The sequence below is a fragment of the Isoptericola sp. NPDC055063 genome, from assembly GCF_053608125.1.
In genome coordinates this window covers 37,044-61,997 of sequence record NZ_JBSGUW010000003.1, presented here as the reverse complement: position 1 = coordinate 61,997, position 24,954 = coordinate 37,044, and the positions used below count along the sequence as shown (strand labels likewise).

Annotated in this window: 23 protein-coding genes; 13 read left to right on the top strand and 10 right to left on the bottom strand. The window is 71.8% G+C overall.

Annotated elements, in window-relative coordinates:
* Nucleotides 1-44: 44 nt before the first annotated feature.
* Together ACWF41_RS04205 and ACWF41_RS04200 are read left to right on the top strand one after the other, a co-directional pair.
* A complete protein-coding gene (locus ACWF41_RS04205; protein WP_380316593.1) occupies nt 45-881 on the top strand; it encodes a class I SAM-dependent methyltransferase in 837 nt (278 codons plus the stop codon).
* A 188-nt stretch (nt 882-1,069) separates the two neighbouring features.
* Nucleotides 1,070-2,836, top strand: coding sequence for a serine/threonine-protein kinase (locus tag ACWF41_RS04200; RefSeq protein WP_380316590.1), 1,767 nt, complete (start codon nt 1,070-1,072; stop codon nt 2,834-2,836).
* A gap of 19 nt (nt 2,837-2,855) precedes the next feature.
* Here ACWF41_RS04200 and ACWF41_RS04195 read toward each other — a convergent pair whose 3' ends face one another.
* The 4 genes from ACWF41_RS04195 to ACWF41_RS04180 form a co-directional block, all read right to left on the bottom strand.
* Nucleotides 2,856-3,767: an SUMF1/EgtB/PvdO family nonheme iron enzyme gene (locus ACWF41_RS04195; RefSeq protein ID WP_380316587.1), complete on the bottom strand. Its 912-nt coding sequence runs from the start codon at nt 3,765-3,767 to the stop codon at nt 2,856-2,858.
* Between the two features lie 273 nt (nt 3,768-4,040).
* On the bottom strand, nt 4,041-4,997 hold the full coding sequence (locus ACWF41_RS04190) for an HIRAN domain-containing protein (protein ID WP_380316584.1): 957 nt from the start codon (nt 4,995-4,997) through the stop codon (nt 4,041-4,043).
* 129 nt (nt 4,998-5,126) lie between these two features.
* Nucleotides 5,127-8,687, bottom strand: coding sequence for a MobF family relaxase (gene mobF / locus ACWF41_RS04185; RefSeq protein WP_380316581.1), 3,561 nt, complete (start codon nt 8,685-8,687; stop codon nt 5,127-5,129).
* An 82-nt stretch (nt 8,688-8,769) separates the two neighbouring features.
* Entirely contained in the window at nt 8,770-9,291 is a 522-nt protein-coding gene (locus tag ACWF41_RS04180; protein WP_380316578.1) for a hypothetical protein, read from the bottom strand.
* Nucleotides 9,292-9,783: 492 nt separating this feature from the next.
* Between ACWF41_RS04180 and ACWF41_RS04175 the strand changes: the two genes are divergently transcribed.
* The 4 genes from ACWF41_RS04175 (at nt 9,784) to ACWF41_RS04160 (ending at nt 15,611) form a co-directional block, all read left to right on the top strand.
* Entirely contained in the window at nt 9,784-11,592 is a 1,809-nt protein-coding gene (locus ACWF41_RS04175; RefSeq protein WP_380316575.1) for an alkyl/aryl-sulfatase, read from the top strand.
* Nucleotides 11,593-11,872: 280 nt separating this feature from the next.
* Entirely contained in the window at nt 11,873-12,424 is a 552-nt protein-coding gene (locus ACWF41_RS04170; RefSeq protein ID WP_380316572.1) for an MBL fold metallo-hydrolase, read from the top strand.
* 11 nt (nt 12,425-12,435) lie between these two features.
* Nucleotides 12,436-14,250 carry an alkyl sulfatase dimerization domain-containing protein gene (locus ACWF41_RS04165; protein WP_380316569.1) on the top strand — a complete coding sequence of 605 codons (1,815 nt, stop codon included), beginning with the start codon at nt 12,436-12,438 and terminating at the stop codon, nt 14,248-14,250.
* An 83-nt stretch (nt 14,251-14,333) separates the two neighbouring features.
* Nucleotides 14,334-15,611 carry an amidohydrolase gene (locus ACWF41_RS04160; protein WP_380316566.1) on the top strand — a complete coding sequence of 426 codons (1,278 nt, stop codon included), beginning with the start codon at nt 14,334-14,336 and terminating at the stop codon, nt 15,609-15,611.
* A 274-nt stretch (nt 15,612-15,885) separates the two neighbouring features.
* On the opposite strand, the gene ACWF41_RS04155 is transcribed toward ACWF41_RS04160, so the two are convergent.
* A complete protein-coding gene (locus tag ACWF41_RS04155) occupies nt 15,886-17,151 on the bottom strand; it encodes an ion channel protein (RefSeq protein WP_380316563.1) in 1,266 nt (421 codons plus the stop codon).
* 112 nt (nt 17,152-17,263) lie between these two features.
* On the opposite strand from ACWF41_RS04155, the gene ACWF41_RS04150 reads away from it, so the two are divergent.
* Genes ACWF41_RS04150 through ACWF41_RS04135 form a run of 4 tightly spaced genes read left to right on the top strand, consistent with a single transcriptional unit; the run spans nt 17,264 to nt 18,894 of the window.
* Nucleotides 17,264-17,749: a DUF1269 domain-containing protein gene (locus ACWF41_RS04150; RefSeq protein WP_380316560.1), complete on the top strand. Its 486-nt coding sequence runs from the start codon at nt 17,264-17,266 to the stop codon at nt 17,747-17,749.
* A gap of 36 nt (nt 17,750-17,785) precedes the next feature.
* On the top strand, nt 17,786-18,343 hold the full coding sequence (locus ACWF41_RS04145) for a mechanosensitive ion channel domain-containing protein (RefSeq protein ID WP_380316557.1): 558 nt from the start codon (nt 17,786-17,788) through the stop codon (nt 18,341-18,343).
* A gap of 31 nt (nt 18,344-18,374) precedes the next feature.
* The gene (locus ACWF41_RS04140; RefSeq protein ID WP_380316554.1) at nt 18,375-18,590 is read left to right on the top strand and encodes a hypothetical protein; all 216 of its coding nucleotides are present in this window, start codon (nt 18,375-18,377) and stop codon (nt 18,588-18,590) included.
* A 58-nt stretch (nt 18,591-18,648) separates the two neighbouring features.
* A complete protein-coding gene (locus tag ACWF41_RS04135) occupies nt 18,649-18,894 on the top strand; it encodes a hypothetical protein (protein ID WP_380316551.1) in 246 nt (81 codons plus the stop codon).
* A 282-nt stretch (nt 18,895-19,176) separates the two neighbouring features.
* Here the strand turns inward: ACWF41_RS04135 and ACWF41_RS04130 are convergent, their stop codons facing one another.
* Together ACWF41_RS04130 and ACWF41_RS04125 are read right to left on the bottom strand one after the other, a co-directional pair.
* Entirely contained in the window at nt 19,177-19,791 is a 615-nt protein-coding gene (locus tag ACWF41_RS04130; protein ID WP_452182060.1) for an SRPBCC family protein, read from the bottom strand.
* A gap of 65 nt (nt 19,792-19,856) precedes the next feature.
* Nucleotides 19,857-20,138 (bottom strand): dsRBD fold-containing protein, encoded by a 282-nt coding sequence (locus ACWF41_RS04125; protein ID WP_380316545.1) that lies wholly within the window; start codon nt 20,136-20,138, stop codon nt 19,857-19,859.
* Nucleotides 20,139-20,377: 239 nt separating this feature from the next.
* Between ACWF41_RS04125 and ACWF41_RS04120 the strand changes: the two genes are divergently transcribed.
* Complete coding sequence (locus ACWF41_RS04120; protein WP_380316542.1) at nt 20,378-20,908, top strand: GyrI-like domain-containing protein; 531 nt, start codon at nt 20,378-20,380, stop codon at nt 20,906-20,908.
* 19 nt (nt 20,909-20,927) lie between these two features.
* A complete protein-coding gene (locus ACWF41_RS04115) occupies nt 20,928-21,857 on the top strand; it encodes a universal stress protein (RefSeq protein WP_380316539.1) in 930 nt (309 codons plus the stop codon).
* Here the strand turns inward: ACWF41_RS04115 and ACWF41_RS04110 are convergent.
* Together ACWF41_RS04110 and ACWF41_RS04105 are read right to left on the bottom strand one after the other, a co-directional pair.
* Nucleotides 21,847-22,308, bottom strand: a complete 462-nt coding sequence (locus ACWF41_RS04110; protein WP_380316536.1) for a DUF305 domain-containing protein — start codon at nt 22,306-22,308, stop codon at nt 21,847-21,849. The two genes, ACWF41_RS04115 and ACWF41_RS04110, sit on opposite strands and share 11 nt — an antisense overlap.
* Nucleotides 22,309-22,597: 289 nt before the next feature.
* Nucleotides 22,598-23,209, bottom strand: a complete 612-nt coding sequence (locus ACWF41_RS04105; protein ID WP_380316533.1) for a CBS domain-containing protein — start codon at nt 23,207-23,209, stop codon at nt 22,598-22,600.
* 212 nt (nt 23,210-23,421) lie between these two features.
* Between ACWF41_RS04105 and ACWF41_RS04100 the strand changes: the two genes are divergently transcribed.
* Nucleotides 23,422-23,946, top strand: a complete 525-nt coding sequence (locus tag ACWF41_RS04100) for a flavodoxin family protein (RefSeq protein WP_380316530.1) — start codon at nt 23,422-23,424, stop codon at nt 23,944-23,946.
* A gap of 8 nt (nt 23,947-23,954) precedes the next feature.
* Here ACWF41_RS04100 and ACWF41_RS04095 read toward each other — a convergent pair whose 3' ends face one another.
* Nucleotides 23,955-24,944, bottom strand: a complete 990-nt coding sequence (locus ACWF41_RS04095) for a zinc-dependent alcohol dehydrogenase family protein (protein ID WP_380316527.1) — start codon at nt 24,942-24,944, stop codon at nt 23,955-23,957.
* Nucleotides 24,945-24,954: the final 10 nt, after the last annotated feature.

The window sequence follows — 24,954 nt, the reverse complement described above, 5'->3', positions numbered from 1 at the left end:
TTTACGGATGGTGCGCGCCCCGCACGCCGCCGCACGCTCGCGGCATGACCACCACGCAGACGAACCTCGACGCACAGACGAACCTCGACGCCGCCGACTACCTCTTCGACACCGGGTCGGCCCTCGGCCGCCGCCACATGGACCTCCTGGCCCAGATCTTCGACCGCTGGACGTTCGGCGCCCTCGACGCCGCCGGGGTCTCCCCCGGGATGCGCTGCCTCGACGTCGGAGCCGGGGGCGGCTCCGTGGCGCGCTGGCTGGCCGACCGCGTCGGCCCGACCGGTGAGGTCGTCGCCGTCGACCTCGACACCACCCACCTCACCGGGCACGACGGCATCGTCGTGCACCGCCACGACATCGGCGACGGCCTCCCGGGCGGGCTCGCCGGCCCGTACGACCTGATCCACGCCCGCCTCACCCTCATGCACCTGCCACGCAAGGACGAGGTCTTCGCGGAGCTCGCGGCCGCTCTCGCCCCGGGCGGGCGGATCGTCGTGGGAGATCTCACCGGTCGGCCGCTGTCCGTGATCAGCGCCCCCGAGGCCCGTGACGTCGTCGTGTGGGACCAGGTCCAGCACCTCTCGCACGACGTGGTGAGCCCCGCGGCGGGCATCGACTTCGGCTGGGCGTCGCGCATCGACGCCGCGATGACGGACCACGGCCTCGTCGACGTGCAGGGCATCGAGGTGTCGCAGACCGTCGCCGGAGGGTCCCCCGGGGCGCTGCTCCACGCCGTCCTCAACGCGCAGGCGTACGAGCACATCCTCGCCGCCGGCGCCGCCCCCTGGGAGCTCGAGCGCTACCAGGAGCTGACCCGTGACCCGGCGTTCCGCTCGTGGTTCTACCAGTTCGTCTGCGTGTGGGGCCGCCGGGCCCTCTGACGCACGACCTGACGCGCGGCGCGGCGCGAGCGCGGAGTGCCGCGGGTCACCGCGAGGTGCCGTGCGTCGTGTGCACTCACCACCTATCCTGTGAGTGCCCATGACTGAAATGACCGAGTTCGCCGCGCCGACGACACCGCTGGGCGCGGCCGTCCGCCGCGGCATGCAGCCCTGGCAGCGGTGACCGGATGACTCCTGAGGAACCGACCGAGGAGTCGGCCGGCGGGCACGTGGTGCTCGGCGGGAAGTACGTGCTCGGCGACATCCTCGGCACGGGCGGCACCTACACCGTCTACGAGGCCTCGCGGCTCCCGCGCGAGGAGCAGGCCGAGGAGCAGCCCGAGGGCACCGAGCCGGCAGAAGGGGACGAGCCGGCCGAGGGCACCGAGCCCGAGCTGCTCGTCAAGGTCCTCCATCCGCACCTGGTCGACGACGAGGTGGCACGCACGGCGCTCGCCAGCGAGATCGCGGCGTCCGCCGAGGTGGACCATCCGGGCGTCGCGAAGGTCCTCGACACCGGCGAGGACGAGGTCGCGGGCGCGAACGTGCCCTGGCTCCTGATGCGCCACCTGCCGGGCGTCCCCCTCTCGGAGCTCGCGGCCGGCACCGGACTGCCCTGGAAGGACGCGCTCGCCGTGGAGGCCGGGCTGCTCGACGCGCTCGCGGCGGTGCACGCCGCCGGGCTGGTGCACCGCGACGTCGGGCCGCGCAACGTCGTCGTCGACCGGCACGAGGACGGCACGATGGCCGTCGGGCTGCTCGACCTCGGCCTCGCCGGTCCTGGCGGCGGCGACGGCGACGGCGACCTCGTCACCGGCTCGGCGGCGTACATGTCGCCCGAGCAGGCGCAGGGCAAGCCGCTCGACGCCCGCAGCGACCTGTACTCCGCGGGCGCGCTGGCGTACTTCGCCCTCACGGGGCACCCGCCGTACGAGCGGGCGCGGCCCGCCGACGTCCTGCGCGCCCACGTCGAGGCGCCGGTGCCGGCGCCGTCGGCCCGCCGCCCCGCGGTCCCCGCGGCGGTGGACCGGTTCGTGGCCCGGGCGATGGCGAAGAACCCGGCGCGCCGCTACGCGACGACCGTCGCGATGGAGGGCGCCGTCGTGACGCTCCTTGGCACGGGCGGCACCGCCGTCCTGGGGGCCGGGGCAGCGCCCACCGCCCCCAGCGCACCCGCCGCGCCCGACGGCGACCAGACCCAGACGCTCGGCCAGATCGTCGAGGACGACCCGCACCGCACCGCGGTGATCGGGATGGCCGCCGCCGCGGGCGCCGCCGCGGCCGCGGACGCCGAGGTCCAGCGCACGCGGCAGTTCGGCGCGGTGCCGCCGTCCGAGCTGCCGCCCGAGACACCCGCCGACGAGACCTCCGACGGGGGCACCCCGGCCGCCGTCCCTCCCGCGCCGGGCGCCGGCGGGGCGGCCGCCGACGAGGCTGCCGAAGAGCCCCGGCGACGGGGCCGCCGCATCGCGATCATCGTCGTGCTCGCGCTCCTCCTGGCGTCCGCGGGAGCGTTCGCGTTCTGGTCGCTACGCGACCCGGACGACGGGCGCCCCGTCGTCCCCGCGACCCACAGCCCGTCGCCGTCGCCCACCACGACGCCCACGGACGAGCCCACCACCACGACCACGCAGCCGGGCACGGGGCAGACGTCGCGGCCGCGCCCGACCTCGACCAGCACACCGTCCCCCACCCCCACGCCGACCGAGACGCCGACGCCCACCTCGACGCCGACGCCCACCTCGAAGCCCACGCCGACGAGCACCCCGACGCCCACGTCGACGCCGACGCCCACGGACGAGCCGACCGAGCCGGACCCCACGCCCACCGACGTCGAGCCCACCCCGGACCCGACCACCACCGCCCCCGCGGAGCCCGACCCCACGCCGACCGGCGACGCCGGCGGCACGGGGGGCACCGACGGCACGGGCGGCGACCCCGGCACCACGTCCTGAGGACGGGCGTCGCGCGGACCTACCGCGCCACGCCCACCACGCAACGGAACCCGAGGTGCGAGGTGGCGGAGTCGTCGGTCTGCGACGACCGCGCCGCCGGCCGGTACCGGCGGCAGTACTCGGGCGCGCACAGGTGCGAGCCGCCCTTGGTGACCCGGCTGACGCGCGGCGACGTCGTGGGTTCCGGCGACGACGCGAGGAGGTCGGTCCGCGCCCCGCGGCTCGGCGCGGCGCTCCCCGGGACGGCGTGCCGCGGCGCGTAGGCGTCGCTGGTCCACTCCCAGACGTTGCCGATCATGTCCACCAGCCCGTAGCCGTTGGGCGGGAAGCTGCCCACGGGTGACGTGCCGCCCCAGCCGTCGTTGCGGTGCGGGAAGGCGCCCTGCCAGGTGTTGGCCATCACGCGGCCGTCGGGCGTGCGCTCGTCGCCCCAGGCGTACTCCGCGCCGTCGAGGCCGCCCCGGGCGGCGAGCTCCCACTCGGCCTCGGTGGGCAGGCGGCGCCCCGCCCACGCGGCGTAGGCCGCGGCGTCGGCGTAGGCGACGTGGACGACGGGGTGGTCCGGCCGGTCGAGCGCGTCCGACCCCCGCCCCGCGGGGTGCCGCCACGAGGCGCCCGGCCGCCACCGCCACCAGTGCCGCCAGTCGCGCAGGTCGACGGGGCCCGTCGTGGGCGTGAAGACGAGCGAGCCCGGGACGAGCTCCGCCGGGTCCGCGCCGGGGAAGTCCGCCGGGTCGATCTCCCGCTCGGCCACCGTGACATGACCGGTGGCGGCGACGAAGGCCGCGAACTGCGCCGCCGTCACCGGGTGCCGCTCGACGGCGAACCCCTCGACGGTCCGCACGTGGGCCGGACCCTCCTCCGCGTAGTGCCGGTCCGATCCCATCAGGAACGTGGCGGCGGGCACGGCGACGAGCTCGGTGAGATCCACGCCGCCAGCATAGGAAAGTCGGACGAGCCGACGTCGTGCGGTCGACGCAGCAGAAGCATGGTGGGCCCGGAGGGACTCGAACCCCCGACATCCACGGTGTAAGGCTCGGAATCCACGCTGACCTGCAACTTTGCTCCCCAAGAGGTGTCCGCGGGGGTCCAGCGGGGGTACGACGGTGCGCAATGCTGCATCCCTCTACCGTGCCACGCCATGGAGTGGGAAACGCAGTGTGCAGCGAAAGCGACGGACTGCCGGACTCGGGAGAACGGCGCGTCAGTTCAGGTTGTCCGCGATCCAGTCCTCGGTGAGATCTCCGGCCTTCATCACGTCGAAGCAGACGTCGGCCTTCAGGGAGTTACCCCTCACCGAGGCATGCGCGACCGCGAGCTTCCCCGATGCCTCGAGTCGGTCGATCACCGGCAGGAGGTCGCTCGACGTGACAGGTGACAGGGCTCCGCAGCGTTGGCCGTCGATGCGGACCTCGACGACGCGCTGGCCACTCCTCGATCCCGGCTTGTCGATGCCGTGCAGTGACACCCACACGCTCGTGCGTTCACCCCGCGCGTAGGGGGCGAGCACGTCCGCATGCTGCTCCTCCCCAGTCACCTGCACGGTGCGGGAGTTGGGCGGGATCTCGACGACATCTCCGCCGGGCGGCTCGTTCACCGGGACGATCTCACCCGGATCACCCAGGGCGATCGTCACCCGTGCGCGCCACGTCCCGTCAGCGTTGGTCGCCCAGACCCGGACGGGGGTCACCGCGACACGGCCTCGCTCAAACAGGTCGTCGAGGATCGGGCGATATCGCGCGGCGTCCTCCCGAGGCAGGTAGCCAACCGCCACGTCGTCGACGTCGACACGCACTGCGTTGGCGTCATGCACGTTGCCCCGCTCCGGGATCAACACCGCCTCACCGTAGAACTCCTGGCCTGGTGCGAGTGACCGCTTCTTGTAGATCTTCCGGAACGCGTCGCGGCGGTAGGCCTCTCCGACAACCTCGAAGTCGGGACGGCGAGAACCCCACAGCTCGAACGTCCGGAGCGTGACGGTCCCCTGTGCGGCGACAGGCGTCGGCGCCGACTGCGGGGCGTCGGGGGCCGCAGGCGCAGGTGCCGGTCCGGGCGCAGGTCCCGACGACTTGTTCTGCTCCTGCTTGCGGCGCCGTGACGACCGGTTGGCAAGCCAGAACAGAACGATCGCGACGATGATCAGTCCGACAACGATCTCCATGTCGACCGAGGCTATCGGCGCCGGAGAGTGCCGCAACGGGTGGTCTGGGTGAACTCAGAAGCCATCGCGCAGGTCAGCAACGATGACGTGCCGTTCCGCCGCCAGGCGCCACCGCGTCGACGGTCACGCCTACGATCCGGCACGCTCTACCGGGGCACCGTCGCCTCGGACGCCCCGGGTACGTCTCGACTGTGCCGCGGCCAGGCCTGGCTGACGCGCAAGCGACGCGGCGCGACGCCAGGCGTCACGAGCCATACGCAGGCCGGCCGGCGCCGCGGTCGTGTCGCTCCGGTGCACTATCGGCCACGGCCCACGGACGCCGTAGACCTCTCGGTATGCGGTGACCACCGTCAGGTCCCCCAGCCATCGTTCTCGATCGCGCGCATCGGTGGGACATTCACCTATCCCCCTCACCCATCTCGCTCCCTGGTCTACTGCGACCTCGGCGAGAGCGCGAGCGCGTTGCTCGATGAGGTGACGCCTCTCCTCGAGCGCGCGGGCGACCTCGGCCGACAGCGGTCCTCGGGCCGCCGGGAGGAGGCCCGCGATGAGATCTGGTGTGGTGCCACGAACGGGACGGCCCGAGCTTCGCGCCAGGCGGGCGCACAACACGGCCGCGACGTCTTCGGCGTCGTGCAGGCCACGCTGAGAGACGAGGCGGGGGAGCAATGTGTCGACGTCTTGGCCGAACGCCTCGGCTCGGCGCAGCCCTGCGGTCAGGACGTCGAACGCTTCAGAGCGGATCGCCTGGTCGGCCTCTTCCCGAGTGAGTCCGCCGGCTTGCCGCAGCGCGTCCCCCAGAAGGCGGGTCCGGCGCCCTCGCTGTGCGTTGGTGGCGATGGCCTCGTACTCGGCGACGAGCTCGCGGATGCCGGCCCACCGGGTCTGCTCGGACTCGACCTCCTGATGTGCCGAGTTCTCGACGCCGGAGTGGTTCAGCACGCCCAACAGCACGCTGCGCGCGGTCACGTCCGGGTCGGCCGGCGTGGCGTGGAGCGGGTCGGGCTTGTCCAAGGCGACGTAGGCGGTGTTGGCATCTCGGCCGCGGGTCATGGACACGTAGAGGTTCTCTCGCGTGCTCGACGGCGCGACGACCACATGCGCCGTGTCCACCGTCAGGCCCTGCGCACGGTGGGCCGTGACCGCGTAGCCGAGGTCGACGTGCACTGCTACGTAACCCGCGGGCAGGATCACGCTCCCTCGGCGTCGGCCCTCGGGGCGGACTTCGAGGCCGCCGTCCAGGCGCACGTGGGTCACCGTCCAGCGGTCGCCGTTGCGGACCCAGCCCGTTGCGCCGGTGCGTAGGCGGCGGTCGTTGCGGCGCGTGATGATCACGTCGCCTGCTGACACGCGGGTGTCGTCCTTTAGCGCGACGTCGCGTCCGGTGGAGGTCAGCCCGAGGCCGATGCGTTCGGCGCGGGCGCGGTCGTTGAGCTGCCGGACGGTTGCGGCGGCCTCCGTGACCAGGATGCTCGCCCGTCCGGCATCGACGTCGTGTCGCCAGGCGGTGTAGGCGGCGTCGACCATCTCGTCGGTGCTGCCTTCGCGGAGTCGGCCGTGCGCCTCGTACTCGTCGATGACGGTGGGGTCGCCGTCGCGCAACCCCAGCGAGGCGGTCTTCTCCCAGTCATGGATGAACCGGTGCACCTCGGTCAGCCGCGGCGCGTCCTCGCCTCGTGCCGCGACCAGCATGGCGAAGGCGCCGCCGGCATCGACGGACTGCAGCTGAGCGGGGTCGCCGACGAGGACGACCTTGGCTCCGACCTGAGCGGCGCGGGCTGTGATCGTGTCCAGGGCGCGGGTGGATGCGAGTGTCGCTTCGTCGAGGATCACCAGCCGGCCCGGTGCAAGGTCTGTGCGGCCGCGGCGGTGGTCGTAGATCCATTTCGCGGTGTTGTCGCAGGGGATCTGGAGGTCGTGGGCGAGCACCTGAGCGGCTGCGGCCGATGGCGCCATCCCCACCACGCTCCCCTGACCGTGCGTCGCGATCCAGCCGGCGGCCAGCGCGCGCATCGCCGTCGTCTTGCCCGTGCCAGCCGGGCCGACGAGCAGGTCCAGCCGCCTTCCGGAGATGAGCAGCTGCGCGACGGCGCGGGCCTGCTCGGCGTCGAGCCGGACGCCGTCGGGCGTGCAGCCAGCGACGACGCGCGACGCCGTTGCCTGGTCGACAAGCGGCCCACCAGCGTCGTCGGCGAGGTACAGGAGCCGGTCCTCCATCGCGAGCAGTTCATCGCTGGTGAACTTCTCGCTGTGCAGCGGACGCAGCGTGCTCGTCCCGTCGGGCCGGCGCATCGCCGCCGGAGTGCTGGCCAGTTCGCCGGGCGTGAGCTGGACGGATTGGCGAGTGGCGGCGTCGGTGATCATGGCGACGACCCGCTCGCGATCCTCTGCCGTCACGAATCGCAGATGCATCGTGCGGCGCGACGCCTCGGCCCACAGGTTCCAGTGCTGCCAGGTCGACCGCTTCTGCGAGACGTTCGCCACCACCTCGGCCGCGACCTGCTCGACGACGCCGAGAGGCACGGCGTCAGCGGTGAGGGACCGGACGGTTCCTCCGACGGTCCGGTCGCGCGCCCACTCGGTCGGATCACACCGCATCAGGCGTGCTGCCCGACGTCGCCAGCCGGCGGTGAGGTCCGCCAGGGAGTGGATCGACTTCTCCGGCCGCGTGGCGAGGGTCGCCTGGGCGCGCAGCCTCACGATCGCCCGCGGCGAGGGTCGGCGGCCATGCGCTGCCTCGTAGTCGGCGATCAGGCGATCGGTGGCGACGTCGATGTGCCGAGACCGGGAGGAGAACTCCGCCAACAGCTCGTCCGGGACGCCGGCGATCTCCCACTGCGTCGACCTGTCGGGCCCGCGGTCGCGCCGCTCCCATCCGATGCCGAACGTGTTGGTGAGCCGGTCGGCCAGGACGGCGTTGTAGTGCTCGGACAGTGCGACCACGGCATGGTGCAGGGCGCGCGAGTCCAGGGTGCGCCACTTGCCGTCGTGGGCGGCCTTGACCTTGTTCGAGATCACGAGATGCGTGTGCAGCTGCGGGTCGTTCGCCCGCGAGTCCCAGTGGTCGTACGCCGTCGCCGCCACCCCGACCACCGGGACCTGTGCCACTCCCCCATGCCCCGTCCGGGTGGCGGCAACCTCCCGCTCCAGGAAGTCCAGCACCTGCGCGACGGCGTCATGGTGCGCCGCGACGATCAGCTCCTGCGTCGTCGCGTCCGCCAACCCCCACAGCACCGACACCGACTTCGGCACCGAGAACGTCAGATCGAACCCCGCCGTCGCCGTTTGGCTGCCGCGAGCGGCCTCCTGCGTCCGGACCCGCGCCACCTGGGTATCGAACTCCGCCGCGGGCAACGTCCGATCGATGCCACGGACCCGTCGCGACGCACGCTCATGCGCCGTCGGATACTCCCGAAACGTGCGCCCCAGCGGCTCACCTGTTACCGGATCCTCGCCATGCCCCAGCAGCGCCTGCAGCTGCGCCGGCGTCACCGCCATCCCAGATCGCAGTACGCCGTCACCGAGGTGCTCGACCCCGCGGCCCATCCACACACCCGGCGGCGTACCTGCCTCGGTGAAGTACCTCGTGAACGCGGATGATCGCGGCTCGTGCCCGTCACCGGTCACGACCGACCGCAGCAGGTACGCGTAGCCCTGCCCAGCCGAGATCACTCGCAGCGAGACGGTCACACCTGACAGGTGTGCGCCCTACCCCCGCTCCGCCGTCAGGTCGAGATTGCGTCGAGCGCCGGACCGACCCGCTGGAGAGTCCTCACGACCAAATGTCGTGGTCGCCGTCGACCAGATCACTCCAGAACGGGATGCGGCGATGGTTCGCCGGAACAGAGGCCTCGCCGAGGAACTCGTGTGCGCAGTAGTCGGCCAGATCTGTGCCGTAGTAGATGACGTCGGTCTGGTAGGCAGAGAACACCGGCGCACCGGAACCCTCTGGAGCTGCGGGTATGTAGCGGTGTCCGTAGATGGGCACCAGCCTCGGAGCCCGCGCGAGATGCTGGCGCCCGAGATCTAGGGCAATCTCCGTCGATGCTGGCCGCTCGCCCCACGCCGAGAACCAGAAGCCGTTCTCCACGTCGAAGAGGACACCCTCGGTCGGCCACTCAAGCGCGCGGCGAACGCGCGTGGAGTCTCCCCGCCAGTCGATCCAGCCCTCGGGCGTCACCTCGCGCAGGACGTCAGCGTGGTCGCGATGGAAGGTGAACCCGTACTCTCCCTGGATGTCGTCGAGCTCGCGCTCTGTGTAGCCAAGTCCCAGCTCGAGGCTTGAACGGCGCAATGCTCGTACCGCGAGATCGGCGACCGGACTTATGACGGCGATGATGCCATCTAGCGGGCCGCTCAGTGATTCCGCTACGACACTCGGCCGACCTCGAGCGCGAGAGGTGTGAACAGGTGTGAACGCCTTAGCCCCAACTCGCGGGCCGACAAGCTGCGAGCACCTGCCCGCCGCCCACGCCGTACGGGAGGAGTCCGCACGGTCGGTGGACTGGCCGGCGCCGACCGCACACCTGGCTGTCAAGGCAGGCTCTGGGCACGTGGGCAGTCCGCATCCGGGCCCGAAGCGAAAACGCTGTTCCAGGGTTCTGAACCAGCAGGGGTTTGAACCAGGTTTCTGAGCGGCGTGTCGACGGCGTGTCGAGCGCGCGGTCCGGCCGTGTCAGAAACGGTCGGTTCTGGAGGTGCTCGTCGAGCGCGATCGTGGATCGCTTGCGACAGTGAGCCCGAGCCCCGGGACGCCCCCGGGCACAGACGGCAGAGAGGCACCGCTGTGGCACTGGACTACACCGACCGCACCGACTTCGACAACGCCGAGCGCGGGCTGGTCGACCGCCTCGACCCGTGCACGATCACGGACGCGAAGGGTCATGTCGTGCTCGACATGGAGCAGTACGCGTTCCTGAAGGGCGACGCGCCCGAGACGGTGCACCCCAGCCTGTGGCGCCAGGCGCAGCTGGTCGCGATCCACGGCCTGTTCGAGTTGACCGAGGGGATCTACCAAGTGCGCGGCCTAGACATCTCCAACATGACGATCGTCGAGGGCGACACCGGCATCATCGTCATCGACCCGCTTCTGAGTGTGGAGACCGCGGCGGCGGCTCTCGCCCTGTATCGCCGTAACCGGGGCGAGCGTCCCGTGACCGGGCTGATCTACACCCATTCCCACGGCGATCACTTCGGCGGCGCGGGCGGCGTCCTGCCCGACGGCCCGGGCGACGTGCCGATCCTCGCGCCGGCAGGGTTCCTCGAGCACGCGGTGTCGGAGAACGTCTACGCCGGCACCGCGATGAACCGTCGTGCGTCGTACATGTACGCCCCTATCCTCGGCCCCGGGCCGAAGGGGCAGATGAGCACCGGGCTCGGCATCGGAACGTCGACCGGCACGATCTCCCTGATCCCGCCCACCGTGGACATCACGCACACCGGTCAGGAGGAGGTCCTCGACGGGGTCCGCATCGTCTTCCAGATGACGCCCGGAACCGAGGCCCCGTCGGAGATGAACTTCCACTTCCCCGACCTGCGGGCGCTGTGCATGGCCGAGAACGCGACCCACAACCTGCACAACCTGCTGACGCTGCGCGGCGCGCTCGTGCGCGACCCGCGCATCTGGGCCCGCTACCTGAACGAGTCGATCGAGCTCTATGCCGACCAGACCGACGTCCTGTTCGCGTCCCACCACTGGCCCACCTGGGGGCAGGACGAGATCGTCACCTTCCTGTCCGAGCAGCGCGACCTGTACGCCTACCTGCACGACCAGACGCTGCGCCTGCTCAACTCCGGGCACACCGGCGCCGAGATCGCCGAGGAAATCCAGCTCCCGCCCGCGCTCGACGACGCCTGGCACGCTCGCGGCTACTACGGCTCGGTCAGTCACAACGTCAAGGCGATCTACCAGCGCTACATGGGCTGGTTCGACGGCAACCCTTCCTCGCTGTGGGCGCACCCTCCGGTGGAGGCCGCGACCCGCTACGTCGAGGTCATCGGCGGCCCGGACGCCGTCAAGGCCAAGGCCGCCGACTTCGCCGACCGCGGCGACCTGCGGTTCGCCGCCGAGCTGCTCAAGCACGCCGTCTTCGCCGACCCCGACGACACCGAGGCGACCGAGGCCCTCGCCGCGGTCTACGAGAAGCTCGGCTATGGGTCTGAGAACGCGACCTGGCGCGGCTTCTACCTGGCAGGGGCCGAGGAGCTGCGCCACGGCATTATCGGGCCCGCCATGGGCGACATCACGGGCGGCATGGCTGCGGGGCTGTCCGTCGACCAACTCTTCGACACTCTCGCCATCCGCGTGGACGGGCTCAAGGCCGCGCAGCAACCGCTGGTCATCGACTGGGTGTTCACCGACTCGGGCGACACCGTCCGCACCGCCCTGTCGAACGGCGTCCTGATCCAGACGACCAACCCCACCCGCGCAGCCGATGTCGACCTCACCCTGCGACTCACCAAGCAGCAGCTGCTCGGCATCATCGCCGGACACGGACTCGACGGAATCGACCAGGACGGCGACCCCGACATTCTCAGCCGCCTCCTCGGCGTGCTGACCGCACCCGACCCAGCCTTCGCCATCGTTACGCCCTGAGCCGACAGCCGAACCGGCGAACGACACGGAGTCCCCGCACGATCCTCGTGCGGGGACTCCGTGATTCGTGCGGCGAGGGAGCGGAGGGTTCCGAAACTTCCAGAACCCGATTCTGGCGCGCCTCAGAATCGGTCGGTTGTGACGCATCGATTGGTCCCGAGGGCTTGTCCCTGAGTGCGAGTCTGCGCCTCCGACCCTTCCGCTTGCGGTTCGCGCGGCAGCGGTGACGATGAGGGCGGGCCTCTCGAGATGCCTCCCAAGAGCGGACGGAGCGTTCCCCATGGTCGACAAGTACTGGCTGGGTGCGGATGAGGGCATCACCTTCACCCCGACTGGCGTGAACCTCGCCTGCACGGAGGACGCCGGCACGGTGCCCGCTGCGTTGACGGCGCATTCGCGCATGATGGACCAAGGCGGGTTCGAGGTCGTCGGCAAGGGCGTCTACCAGGTCTTCGTGTACGTGCTCGGCGCGCTGACCGTCGTCGAGGGCGACGACGGGGTGATCAACATCGACCCTCCGGAGTCGGTCGAGAAGGGTGAGAAGCAGCGCGAGGCGCTGCGCCGGATCACCGACAAGCCGATCAAGGCGGCGATCTACTCCCACTGGCACCCCGACCACTACGCCGGCGTCAAGGCATTCATCACCCCGGAGCAGGCGGACTCGGGCGAGGTCAAGGTCATCGCGCACCGCGACTTCGTGTCCAACGTCCTCGCGGGCTCCATCGCCGGCGACGGGCCGATCCTGACGACCGGCGCCCTCGACGATGCCAAGACATTCTTCGACTCGTTCGACCCAATGTTCACCAGCCACATCACCCTGACGGACCGCTGAGAGGACCACCGATGAGCACGATCGACAACCTGAGCTCCGTCGCCGACTGGGAGTCCTACTTCGACTCGTTCAAGGACCACCTCGCGCCACTCGTGCACGACACCGGCGAAAACCTGGCGGTGACGGGCGAGTTTCCCACGGTCCACCCGGAGCAGACTGCCTGGGCGCGGCAGATGCGCAAGGGCATCTACATGCCCGTCGACGGCAAGGTGTACGTCGCCGTCGGCTACGAGCTGTGCTCGCCCACGATGATCGTCGGCGATGACGGCGTCATCGTCATCGACCCGGGCGAGAACGACGACGCCGCCGCCGCGGCGATGGCGGACCTGCGCCGGTTCTCCGACCTGCCCGTCCGGGCGGTGATCTACACCCACCGGCACCCCGACCACGCCTTCGCCACCGACGGCCTGGGCGTGACGGCCGACGACGTGCGCGATGGCCGGGTCGACATCATCGCCCACGAGTCGTTCGAGCACTGGCTGGTCAACGACTCGTCAGTCGTCGGCCCGATCCTCACCGCCCGCAGCTCGCAGGCGATGCACTCGGAGTCAGAGCCGCCCGGCAAGGGGCCGATCACCGGGGCGCTCGGGCCCTCCATGGCCTTCGGCCCGATGTCGACCTACCTGCCGACGATCACGACGGGCGATTCGACAGACCTCACGATCGCGGGCGTGCGGATGACGGTGTTCCACGCCTACGGGGACGCGCAGGACGAGATCGACGTCTGGTTCCCCGACCTCAAGCACGTGCACGGCTCGGAGACCATCCAGGGCGAGACCTTCCCCAACCTGTACACGCTGCGCGGCACCTCCTACCGCGACCCCGAGCAGTGGTACCAGGGCGTGGACCACCTACGGCGCCACGCCCTGCAGGCGGACTCCTACTCCGGGTCGCACATGCGCCCCTGGGTTGGCAACGCCTTCATCGTCGAGCGCATCACCAACTACCGGGACGCGATCCAGTTCGTCTACGACCAGTCGATCCGGCAGATGAACAAGGGGGCCACCGGTCCGGAGCTGGTCGAGCTGGTGGCCAAACGGCTGCCCGACCACCTCCGCGACGACCCCTGGCTCCAGCCGTACTACGGCACACCGGAGCACTCCGTGCGCAACATCTACAACGGCATGCTCGGCTGGTTCCCTGGCGACGCCACGGAGCTCGCCGCCCCGCTGCACGTCGAGCGCGCGCAGCTGTACACCGAGGCCATGGGGGGGCGCCAGTCCGTGCTCGACCAGGCGCGCGCCGCAGTCGAGGCCGGGAAGTATGGCTGGGCGGCAGAGCTCACGACCCACCTCGTGCGCACGAATCTCGACGACACCGAGGCCCGGTCCGTCAAAGCCGAGGCGCTGCGCCGATGGGGCTACGACCAGAAGAACATCTACTGGCGCACGTTCGCACTCAGCGCCGCCATGGAGCTCGAGGACCGGATCACCTCCTCGCACCAGATGGTGTTCGCCCCGCCGGCCGTGGTGAACGCACTCCCAGTGACGAAGGTCGTCGAGGGTCTCAGAGTGCGCCTCGACGCCGAGAAGGCGGCCGACGTCGAGCTCCCGATCGGGTTCCGGTTCACCGACACGTCCGATCAGCGTGGGATGAGGATCCGCCGCGGTGTCATGGTCGTCGAGGAGGAGATCTCCGAGGACGCCCAGGCGACCGTCGTCACCACGGCCGCCGAGCTCCACCGCGTGATCGGCGGCTCGGCCACGCTCGCGCAAGCCCTCGAGGACGGCTCGATCACCGTTGAGGGCTCCGCCGAGGCGCTCCACGCCTTCCTCGGGTACCTCGACCCGCACCCGACCGAGCCGGTGCGCATCGCGCTGCGTTAGGGCGCGCTGGAGCCGAGGCGCGTCGGCTCGCTGGCGTGCCACCACCGGTGGCAATGCAGGGATCCGCCGCCGATAGTGAGCGCATGACCGACGACGAGCGGCGGGATGCCGCGACCCACGCACTGGCCGGGCTAGCCGACATCCGCTCCCGCCTCGAGGCGTTGTACAAGGACCTGCACGCCCATCCGGAGCTCTCGTTCGCGGAGACGCGGACGGCGGGCGTCGTGGCGGGCGAGCTGGAGCGGCTCGGGCTCGCCGTGACGACGGGCCTGGGCCGGACGGGCGTTGTCGGCGTGCTCGAGAACGGCCCGGGCCCGCGGGTGTACCTCCGCTCGGACTTCGACGCCCTACCGGTGCGGGAGGAGACCGGGCTGGACTACGCCAGCACGGCGGAGGGCGTCGACCCGGACGGCGCGCGGGTGCCCGTGATGCACGCCTGCGGGCACGACATGCACGTCACCTGCTTGCTCGGCGCCCTCGAGCTCCTCGTCGGGGCCCGGGAGACCTGGTCGGGCACGGTCGTGGCGGTGTTCCAGCCCGCGGAGGAGATTGGCCAGGGCGCGCAGGCGATGGTCGACGACGGCTTGTTCGAGAAGGCGGGGACGCCGGACGTGGTGCTCGGGCAGCACGTCGCGCCCCTCCCGGTCGGGCTGATCGGTTGCCACCCCGGGCCGGCGCTGGCGGCCACCGACGCGCTGCGGGTGCGCCTCTTCGGCCGCGGCGCGCACGCGTCGCGGCCGGAGACGGCGATCGACCCGGTGGTCATGGCCGCCTCCACAGTGATGCGGCTGCAGACCGTGGTCTCGCGCGAGGTCTCCGGCGGTGACACGGCGGTGGTTACCGTCGGGGCGAGCAACGCGGGGACCAAGGACAATGTCATCCCGGACGAAGCCGAGCTCAAGATCAACATCCGTACCTTCACGCCCGAGGTCCGGGCCACCGTGCTCGGCGCCGTGAAGCGGATCATCCGTGCCGAGGCGGCGGCCGCTGGCGCAGAGCGCGAGCCGGAGATCAGCCCGATCGACACGTTCCCGGTCCTGGTGAACGACCAGGACGCGGTGACGCGCACGACTGATGCCCTGCGCGCTCACTTTGGGGACGGGTCCGTCGTCGACCACGGCCCGGCCACCGGCAGTGAGGACTGCGGGATCTTCGCTACCGCATCCGGCGCCCCTCTGTGCTACTGGTACTTCGGCGGGTTCGACCCTGGCTTCTTCGCCACGGCCGAGAAGAACGGCACCTTGGCGCGGGACATCCCGTCGAACCACTCGCCGCGCTTCGCGCCGGTGATGGACCGCGCCATCGACGTCGGCGTGCAGGCCATGACCATCGCGGCGCTGACCTGGCTCGACCGCGCCTGACGTCGACGGCACATCGCTCCGCCGGGCGAGACCGTCCGCGACGCGCAGAATCCGTCCGCCCCACTTACTTTCGGATCGCCGGGCCGACGCCTGGTCGGCCCGGTCCAGGCGCGCTTGCGCGCCCACCGGTCCATCGAACGAAGGAGCACAACGGGAGCACAACGTGGCCATCTTGAGATGGTCTGGAAGTTCGACACCCCCGACGGCGCGCAGCAGGCGGAGGACGCCCTGCGCCCGAACCAGCGGGGCCGGCGTGGAGGCGTGGTGTGCGCGGTCATCCCGACACCCTTGCGGCGATGAGCATCGGTGGGCGGCTGCGGACGAGGAGCCACAGGGGCAGGACGGCGAGACACAGCACGGGCAGCACGGTGACGTCGGCGACCATCGCGACGCCCATGAAGAGGGCGAGCCAGCCGTCGCGGGCGACGACGAGCGTCGCGCCCATCACGGCGGCGGCGACGGCGAGGCCGAGGTGCAGGCCGGGCACGGCCGAGTGCAGGAAGAGCGCCACGGCGACGCCCACGAACACGGCCGGGAAGATGCGGCCACCGCGGAAGCCAGCGCTGGAGGCGACGACGAGGGCCGCCACCTTGACGACGGCGATGCCGAGGAGCGCCCAGGTGCCGTAGTCGGCGGCGTCGGCGGTGAGCTCCTTCATCTCGTCGAGGCCCTTGAACAGGGTGAGCGGGCCGCCGATCGCGCCGAGGACCCCCAGCACGAGGCCGCCGGCGCCGAGCATGAGCACGGGGTGGCCGATCCGGTGGAACGCCGCGTGCACGTGGGGGAACGCCCACACGCCCAGCAGGCAGACCAGCGCGGCCGCGGCGGCCACGATCGGGGCGGCGATCAGGTCGCCCCAGGCGGGGTCGCTGTAGCCGGGCACGTCCACCGACAGCTGCGGGGACCCGATCAGTGACATCGTCAGGGAACCCGTGCCTGCGGCGACCAGGGGGCCGAAGAGGCGGTCGAACAGCGGCCCGCGGCCCTTGTCACCAAGCGCCTCCGTCATCACGAGGGCGGCGCCGACGGGGGTGCCGAACATCGCGCCGATCGTGCCGGCCGACGCCATCAGCGTCACTGCCGGTGCCGGCACGCCCGCGCGTGACCGGGCCACCAGCCAGACGGCGATCGCCACGTTGACCGCAATGATCGGGTTCTCCGGGCCCAGGCTCACGCCGCCCGCCAGGCCGAGGATCAGCGCGGCGGCGAGGCCGGGCACGGTGCCGATCGGGAGCGGGGCCGCGACGAGGCCGGTGGTCGCCGGGTCGTCGCCGGCGTGCCCGGGCACCCACCGCACGATGGCGCCGACGGCGAGGCCGGTCGCGGTGAGTACGACGACGATCCACCAGGGGGAGTCGGCGCGCGCGCCGAACGACGCGGGCAACGAGTCCCAGAGCCAACCCTGCAGCTGGTTCGCGACCCACGACACCAGCACCAGGCCGAGCGCGGACAGGATGCCGACGACCGCGGCGGGGACGGCGAGGGCCGCGAGGCGGGTTGTCGTCATCGGCGCCGCGGCCGCGTGCTGGTCGGTCGTCACACCGGCGAACGTAGCCGCGCGTCGCCCTTTCGGCGCGCGGAACCGGAGGGCCGGTGTCACGATCGGCTCGACCGCCGTGCCGCAGAACAGCCGTGCCCGGAGAGGACCGTCGATGACCACGTTCACCGTCTGGAAGTTCGATGACCCCGCCGCTGCCGAGCGGGCCGCCGAGGTGCTCAAGGGTGCGGCGTCCGACGGCTTGATCACGGTGATCGACCACGCCGTCGTCTCGTGGCCCGTCGGCCAGGCCACGCCGACCACGCACCACAGCCACGAGGACCAGAAGCGTGGCACCGGCTGGGGTGCGTTCTGGGGGCTGCTGCTGGGGACGTTGTTCTTCATGCCCGTCCTGGGCGCGGCGGCCGGGGCGGCGATCGGAGCGGTCGCCAAGAGCACCACCGCCGTCGGCATCGGGCGCACGCAGCTCGAGACGATCCGCGAGCAGGTCACTACCGGCACGTCGGCGCTGTTCGCCGTCACCGAGGACGGCGACACCGACGCCGTCGGCGAGCGGTTCCACAAGCTGCGCGCCACCCTCATCGCGACCAACCTCACGGACGCGGAACGCGCCACGCTGCTCGAGACCTTCGGCTCCTGACGCGCGGCGCGACGACGGGAGGGAGGGGGTGACGTCGTGAGCTCGTGGTTCGAGAACTTGTTCGCCGGGATGGACCTGTCGGGCTGGCACGTGGTTCTCGCTCTGCTGTCGGTGGTGCTCGGCTGGCTGCTCGGCCGCTTCTCTGCCCGCGGCGTCTTCGCCCTGGTGGGCCGGGTGCAGGGGCTCGCGCCAGAGCTCCCACCGATCGCCGCCCGTGCCGTGCGGTACTTCTTCGTCCTCCTCGGCGTCGGGGTGGCGTTGGCCTTCCTCGGGGCGAACCTCCAGCCGCTGCTGGCCGGCGTGCTGATCGTCGGGGTAGTCGGCGTGCTCGCGCTGCGGGGCGTGGCCGACAACTTCGGCGCCAGCGTCGTGCTGCAGACCCGCATGCCGATCCGGCTCGGCGACGAGGTCGAGACGCAGGACTGGCACGGCATCGTCACCGAGATGAACGGCCGATCTGTCGTGCTGCGGACTTCGACGGCCGCACCGTGCACGTGCCGAACGCCGGCGTCCTGGCGACCCCCTGATCAATCACAGCGTGCACGGCGCACGTCGCGGCGAGGTCGAGGTACGCACCGCAGGGCCGGCGCCTGAGCTTTCCGCGGTCGTCGCAGCGACGACGGGCATGCTCGCCGATCCGTCACCCGTCGCGCTCACGGTGTCTGTCGAGAACGCGCGGACCATCATGGCGGTCCGCTTCTGGTACCGGCCGGCCGACGGCCCCGTCGTGACATCCGCCGTCGTCGACGCCCTCGGTACGGCACTGCGGGGCAGTGGCGACGCGTGGACCGTCGTCGCCCCGCCGCCGGCGCCGCCGCTCGTGCCTCGCGCGCAGGTCTGACCACCCGCAGCGCACCCCCACCACCCGAGGACCGACGACCGAACGAGGAAGACCTGCCATGAAACCCAGTCGCACGACCGCACCAGCAGCCGCTCCCGTCCGGGCCAAGGGGTGTTGGTGGTGGAAGACCCTGGTCGGCGGGACCCTGCTGTGGCTCGTCACCGCCGGGGTCACGCTCGCCACGCAGAACACCAACCTCCCCATCCACACGCCGGGCGGTGTACCCGCCTCGGTGAAGTACCTCGTGAACGCCGACGCCTGCGGCGCGCTCCCGTCACCGGTCACGACCGACCGCAGCAGGTAGGCGTTACCCTGCCCAGCCGAGACCACCCGCAGCGAGACCGTCACACCTGACAGGTGTGGAGCTCAATCCGCCTCAGGTGCCAGAGGTGTGAACCTCTCGTTCCGGTGCGTACGGGGGTCGGTCTGAGGCGCAGGCTAGGCGTGGCTGCGACGACGTACCTGCATCTTGCGGGTCGACATTCGTGCGCGAGACGCCCCTGCCGCGATCGCCTCGGCGCGGCGACCTTGAGAGCCCTCCTCTACGGCGGCGGACTGAGGCCAGGCGGTGCTACGGGACGCTGCTCTACACGCTCGCCCGCTCGGCGCGCAATCGGATCCCCCGGAGCATGCGTCGGGTCATCACCAGGGTCACCGGCTCGCCGAGACGTGTGGCAAGGCGTAGCGCGCGGCTGTCCGGCGTCTCGGTGCGCGAGCGCGCAAGGAGCCGGCTGGTCCCGTCGGGGCATGGGAGGATGTGGAAGGACCAGACACCGTTCCACGGATGCTCCGGGGGACTCTGCCGGAGCACGAGAGTCCGTGGCGGGTCGACGTGCGCGACGCGGAACGCGTAGCCGGATGGCATTCCTGCGTACCGTTCCGGCACGACGACGACCCGGTCCCCCGGCGACAGGTGCTGCCACTGCGGTCGCACCTCGTTCGTGCTGTGGATGTCGAGACCCACCAGGTTCTCGGCCCAGTCGTAGCTGTACATCCCCCCGCGGTCCTGCCCCATCTGGACGAGCCACGACCAGATCGTCGCCGCAGGCGCTGCGACCGTGGTCCCGAGTGTCGTGGACTCGGCCGGTTCGGGGACGAGGTCGTCACCGGGCAGGTCCCCCACGATCTCGTCGGCCGTGGCACCCCAGTGCCGGTGGGCGTGCAGCAGGCGCATGCCGAGGCCGACCGCGCCCACCACCACGAGCAGGCTGCTGAGTCGACGGCCCCGCGCCCTGACCGATCTCACCTCCACCCCGTTCCGAGGCGTTATCGCCGCAGCTGGACGTCGCGGTGCTCGATCTCCGCGATGTCGTCCTCGGTGGCGCTGAGGAGGCGGTCGGCCACGTCCCGCAGGGCACGGCTCACGGCGAGCTCCTCGCCGATCTCCGTCACGCCGACGTCCCGCGGGCTGCGGCGTGCGTAGCCACGCCCCTCGACCTGCGTCCCGGCCGACGTCGTCAGGAGGGCGTGGGCCGCCGTGACGACACCGTCGGCCCCCGGGTCGTCGGCGTCGAAGAGCTGGATCTCGGCCTTCCAGGTGTGCGTCATCACGATCTCCTTCGCGGCGCGGCCGACGAACCTCTGCCGCCGGCTCCCTGCCCCGATCGTCCAGCCCTCGGCGTAGCCGGGCACAGTGCCGTCCGACCGGACCGCACGAGGGAGTGCGGCCCACCCGGTAGTGACCAACGGCCCTGTCGCTCGACGTCGCACGGGGCGAGCGTGGAACTGTCGCGCACGACGGTGGCCACGGCAGGTGGCCGACAGCGCGTGAGCGAAGGGAGACGACGGTGGACGACCGAGAGATCAGGCTGATCGACCATCCCGAGCAGGCGGCCGTCGGGGTGCGGCGGATCGCCCACCCCGACGAGCTTTCCGCGGTGTTCTCCACCCTTCTCCCCCGCGTCGCCGAGCTCCTGGACCGGCTCGGCGCCCGGCCGGCGGGCCCGCCCTACGGGCGCTACCGCGACCGGACCGGGGACGGCCTCGACGTCGAGGTCGGGTTTCCCGTCGACAACGTCGTCGATCTCCCCGAGGTCCAGGACGTGCCGGGGCTCGGGCCCGAGGCCGGTGTCGTCGTCGCCGAGCCCCTGCCGGCCACCCGCGTAGTCGAGACGGTTCATGCCGGCCCCTACGACGGCCTCCCTGCGACGTACGCCCGGCTGGACTCGTGGATCACGCAGCACCACCTGCGCCCCCTCGGCGAGTCGTGGGAGCTGTACGAGGCCGGGCCGGAGTCCGACCCGGATCCCGCGACCTGGCGCACGCGCGTCGTCGTCGCCGTCACCGGCCCCGCCGTCGCCGCGGCCCGGTCGTCGTAGCACCAGGAAGGACGAGACCATGAGCACCACCGCACACCCCGCACCGGTCGTCGTGGCCGTGGACGGGACGGACCGCAGCGACGGCGCGGTCCGGTACGCGATCCACGAGGCGCGACGCCGCCGGACACGGCTGACGGTCGTGCACGTCGCGCCCGCGGCGCTGCCGGTCGGCGGCTCCATGCCGTACATGGACTACCCCCGCGACGCGCTCGTGGGCGTGGCGCGGAAGGTTCTCGACGAGGCGGTCGACCGCACCCGTGCCCTGGCACCGGACCTCACCGTCGACGGTGTGCTGCGCCAGGGACGCCGCGTCGTCGAGCTCACGGTGGCCGCGGCGGCGGGCAGCCTGATCGTGCTCGGCCGGGAGACCCGGCAGGGTCTGGAGCGGGTGTACGTCGGCACGACCACGGCCGGTGTGGCCGCCCGCGCCTCGGTCCCGGTCGCGGTGATCGACGGGGACTGGCAGCCCACGGAGCACGGCCGCGTCCTCGTCGGCGTCGAGCCCAGGTCGAGCGAAGTTCTCGCGTACGCGTTCCCGCTCGCTGCCGCCCGGCACGCGCTGCTGCAGGTGATGCACGTCTGGAAGGTGCCCGACCCGTACACGGCCCTCGACCACGAACGGTCCGTCACGGGCGAGTGGGTGATCGCCGCCACCAGGCTCCTCGAGCAGACGGTGGCCGACTGGCAGGCCAGCTTCCCGGACGTCGAGGTCGAGATCTCCGTGGTCCCGGGTCGGCCGGCGCAGGAGCTGGTGGACACCGCGGTGCGCGCTGATGTGCTCCTCCTGGCCCGGCGGCGACGCGACATCGAGCACCCCGGACGCCTCGGGCCCACCAGCCGGGCGATCCTCGGGCACCCCGGAGCACCTGTCGAGGTCGTGCCGCTGACCGGGGTCCCGAAGCACGCACCGCTCGTCCTCGAGCGGTTCGGCGAGGTGCTCAAGAGCTGAACCAGGACGCGAGCCAGGAGCGCATCAGCAGGATCTCGGCACGCTGCCCCTCCCGCACGTCGCGCGCCAGCACGGCGACCTGCGCGTGCTCGACGCCGTGCCGCAGCAGGTGCTGCGACATCATCACGGCGACCATGTGGTGGCCGATCATGTCCTGGAGGAACGCGCGATCCAGGTCGTCCCCGGACAGCCCCGACAGGTCACGCATCATCGGCCGGTAGCTCGCGGCGTCGTGGTCGGGATACCACTCGCGGAGCCACTCCAGCATCTGGCGGACCTGCGCCGTCTGCGTCGCCACGATCGATGCCCCGAGGGCGCGCATCTCCGGGCGGTCGGACCGAGCGAGCTCCCCGGCCGCGACGATCGCCTCCTGGTGATGGGCGACCATGTCCACCAGGTACGCGCTCTCCGGGTCACCGATCGCGGCGCCCGGCGCCCCGGCACCTCTCATCCCCGACATGCTGTCCCACCCGGGTGCGCTGTCCGACCACCCGGACATCATGGGCACTGGGCCTCCGCCGGACACACGAAGGATCGCACCCGTCATCAGACCGCCGACCGCGACCGCCAGGGCGACCACGACGCCCACGGCAACCCACGCGATGGGACGTCGCATCATGCGCCTCCTCGGACGCTTCCAGCGTGGTGGCCAGATCCCTCAGCTCGGAAGGGCCGAACGATCGACGGTACGGATCCGAAGGTCCCGCCCGCCGGCGACGCGCTCGCGCCGAGCGCGCACGCTACCCACCGGCGGTCCGGTCGACCGCCACCACCGCCCGCGCCCCCGGAACCACCTGGGCGAGCGACACCGCCAGCCGCCGGTCCGCTAGGGATCCGCCCGTGAGCCGCACCGTTCCCTCGCGGACGACGCACTCGCAGTCGTCGAGGCCCGCGCCCCGAAGCTGTGCCGTGACGTCGGCGGCGATCTGCGCGTCGGTGCGCGCCAGCGCCCGCACGACGTCGCTGCGGCTGAGCATGCCGACCACGCGCGCCCCGAGGACGACAGGGACGGAGTGGATGCCACGGGCGAGCATCGCACCGACGAGGCTCGCGACGTCCTGGTTCGGCACGGCCGTGACCACCGGTCGGGTCATGAGGTCGCCGACCCGTACGACGGGGAGCGGCAGTGCGGCGGCCACCCCGTCGTCCCGGCGCAGCGTCGACCGCGGATCACGGGCGACGCCTCCGGCCAGCAGGTCGCCCTCGCTGACGATCCCCACGAGGCGGCCGCGATCGTCGACGACGGGCAGCGCGGTGATCGCGTGCGTTCCCAGGATGCGCAGGGCATCGTCCGCCAGGGCGTCCGGACGAATCGTGTCTACGGCAGTGGTCATGATGTCGGCGGCCAGCACTCGGTCCTCCCTGGCGTCCGGGGACGGCGTCGCGAGGTGCCGTCCGTCTCGCCAGCATGGTCGCGCCCCGCGGGCCGCAGGCAGGGGCCACCGGCCCGGAGGCGTGGGGACCTTGGTCTCGCCCGCTCGGGACGACGGCCACTTCCGGGCATGCGCATCGGAGCGTTCTGCTGGGCACGGAAGAAGCACCCGATCGGAGGACCGTGATCACCATGTCTGCGCTCATCGTGTTCGAGACGAGCTTCGGCAACACCGAGGCCGTCGCCCGCGCCGTCGCCGACGGCGTCGCCCGCCACACCAGGGTGCGGGTCGTGTCCGTCGCGGACGCGCCGGTTGCGGCGTCGGACGACGTGACCCTGGTCGTCGTCGGCGGGCCTACCCACGCCTTCAGCATGAGCCGCGAACGCACCCGCCGCGACGCCCAGGAGCGCGGTGGTACCGCCCCGCACGAGTCGGTGGGCATCCGCGAGTGGATCTCCCTCCTGCCGGCCGACCACGCCGACCGGGTCTACGCGACCTTCGACACCCGGGCCAGGGCGGTCCAGCACCTGCCCGGATCCGCCGCCCATGCGGCCGCCCGAGCCCTGCACCGTCACGGCCACAGGACGATCGCCGAGCCCGAGTCCTTCTACGTCGCCGACACCGAAGGCCCGCTTCTGCCCGAGGAGCTGACGCGCGCCAAGGTCTGGGGCGAGGCCCTCGGACGAGCGGCGGCCGAGACCTGGAGCAGGACCTAGCCTGCCGATCAACCTGGCGTGACGACGAGCGAACCGGCGGCGGCGCCCGCCCGCAGGGCTCGGAGCGCCTGGTCCGCGCGAGAGAACGGGAAGGTCGTCACGACGGGGGCGATTCCCAGCGTGGTGGCAAGCCGCAGGAGTGCCGCGCCGTCGGCACGGGTGTTCGCCGTGACGGTCCGCAGGTCCCGCTCGTGGAAGAGGTTCTCCTGATAGGCCATCGTAGGGACGTCGCTCATGTGGATCCCGGCCAGCACGACCGTTCCCCCGGCCGCGGTGGCCTGCAGCGCGTGGGGTACCAGCTCCCCTGCGGGTGCGAAGACGATGGCGGCGTCGAGCTTCGTCGGTGGTGCGTCCGTGGCGCCGCCGACGAAGTCCGCGCCCAGGTCACGCGCGAGGTCCCGGCTGGCCTCGCCACGGGTCATGACCGACAACCGGGCGCCTTGGGCGAGCGCGATCTGCGCGGTGACGTGGCCACTGGAGCCGAAGCCGTAGACGCCCAGCCGGCCGCCGGGCGGCAGGTTCGCGCGGGCGAGCGCACGGTAGCCGATGATGCCCGCGCACAGGAGCGGGGCGGTCGCCACCGCGTCGACGGTCGGCGGCAGGGGGTACGCGTAGGCCTCCGGCACCGTGGTGTACTCGGCGAACCCGCCGTCGGCGTCCCAGCCGGTGTACTCGGAGTCGGGGCACAGGTTCTCCCGCCCCTCCCGGCACCATCGGCACACCCCGCAGGTGCGTCGGAGCCACGCGATGCCGACGCGGTCTCCCGGGGCCAGGGTCCGTACCGCGGGTCCGGACACCTCCACGGTGCCCACGACCTGGTGTCCCGGCACGACCCGACGGCGGTGCACGGGCAGGTCGCGGTCGACGACGTGCAGGTCGGTCCGACACACCCCGCACGCCTCGACCCGCACGAGGACCTCGTCCGGGGCGGGCCACGGCTTGTCGAGGTCGCACCGCAGGAGCTCTCCTGGTGCGTGGCCGGTCGTCCAGGCGTTCATGGGCGTCCGC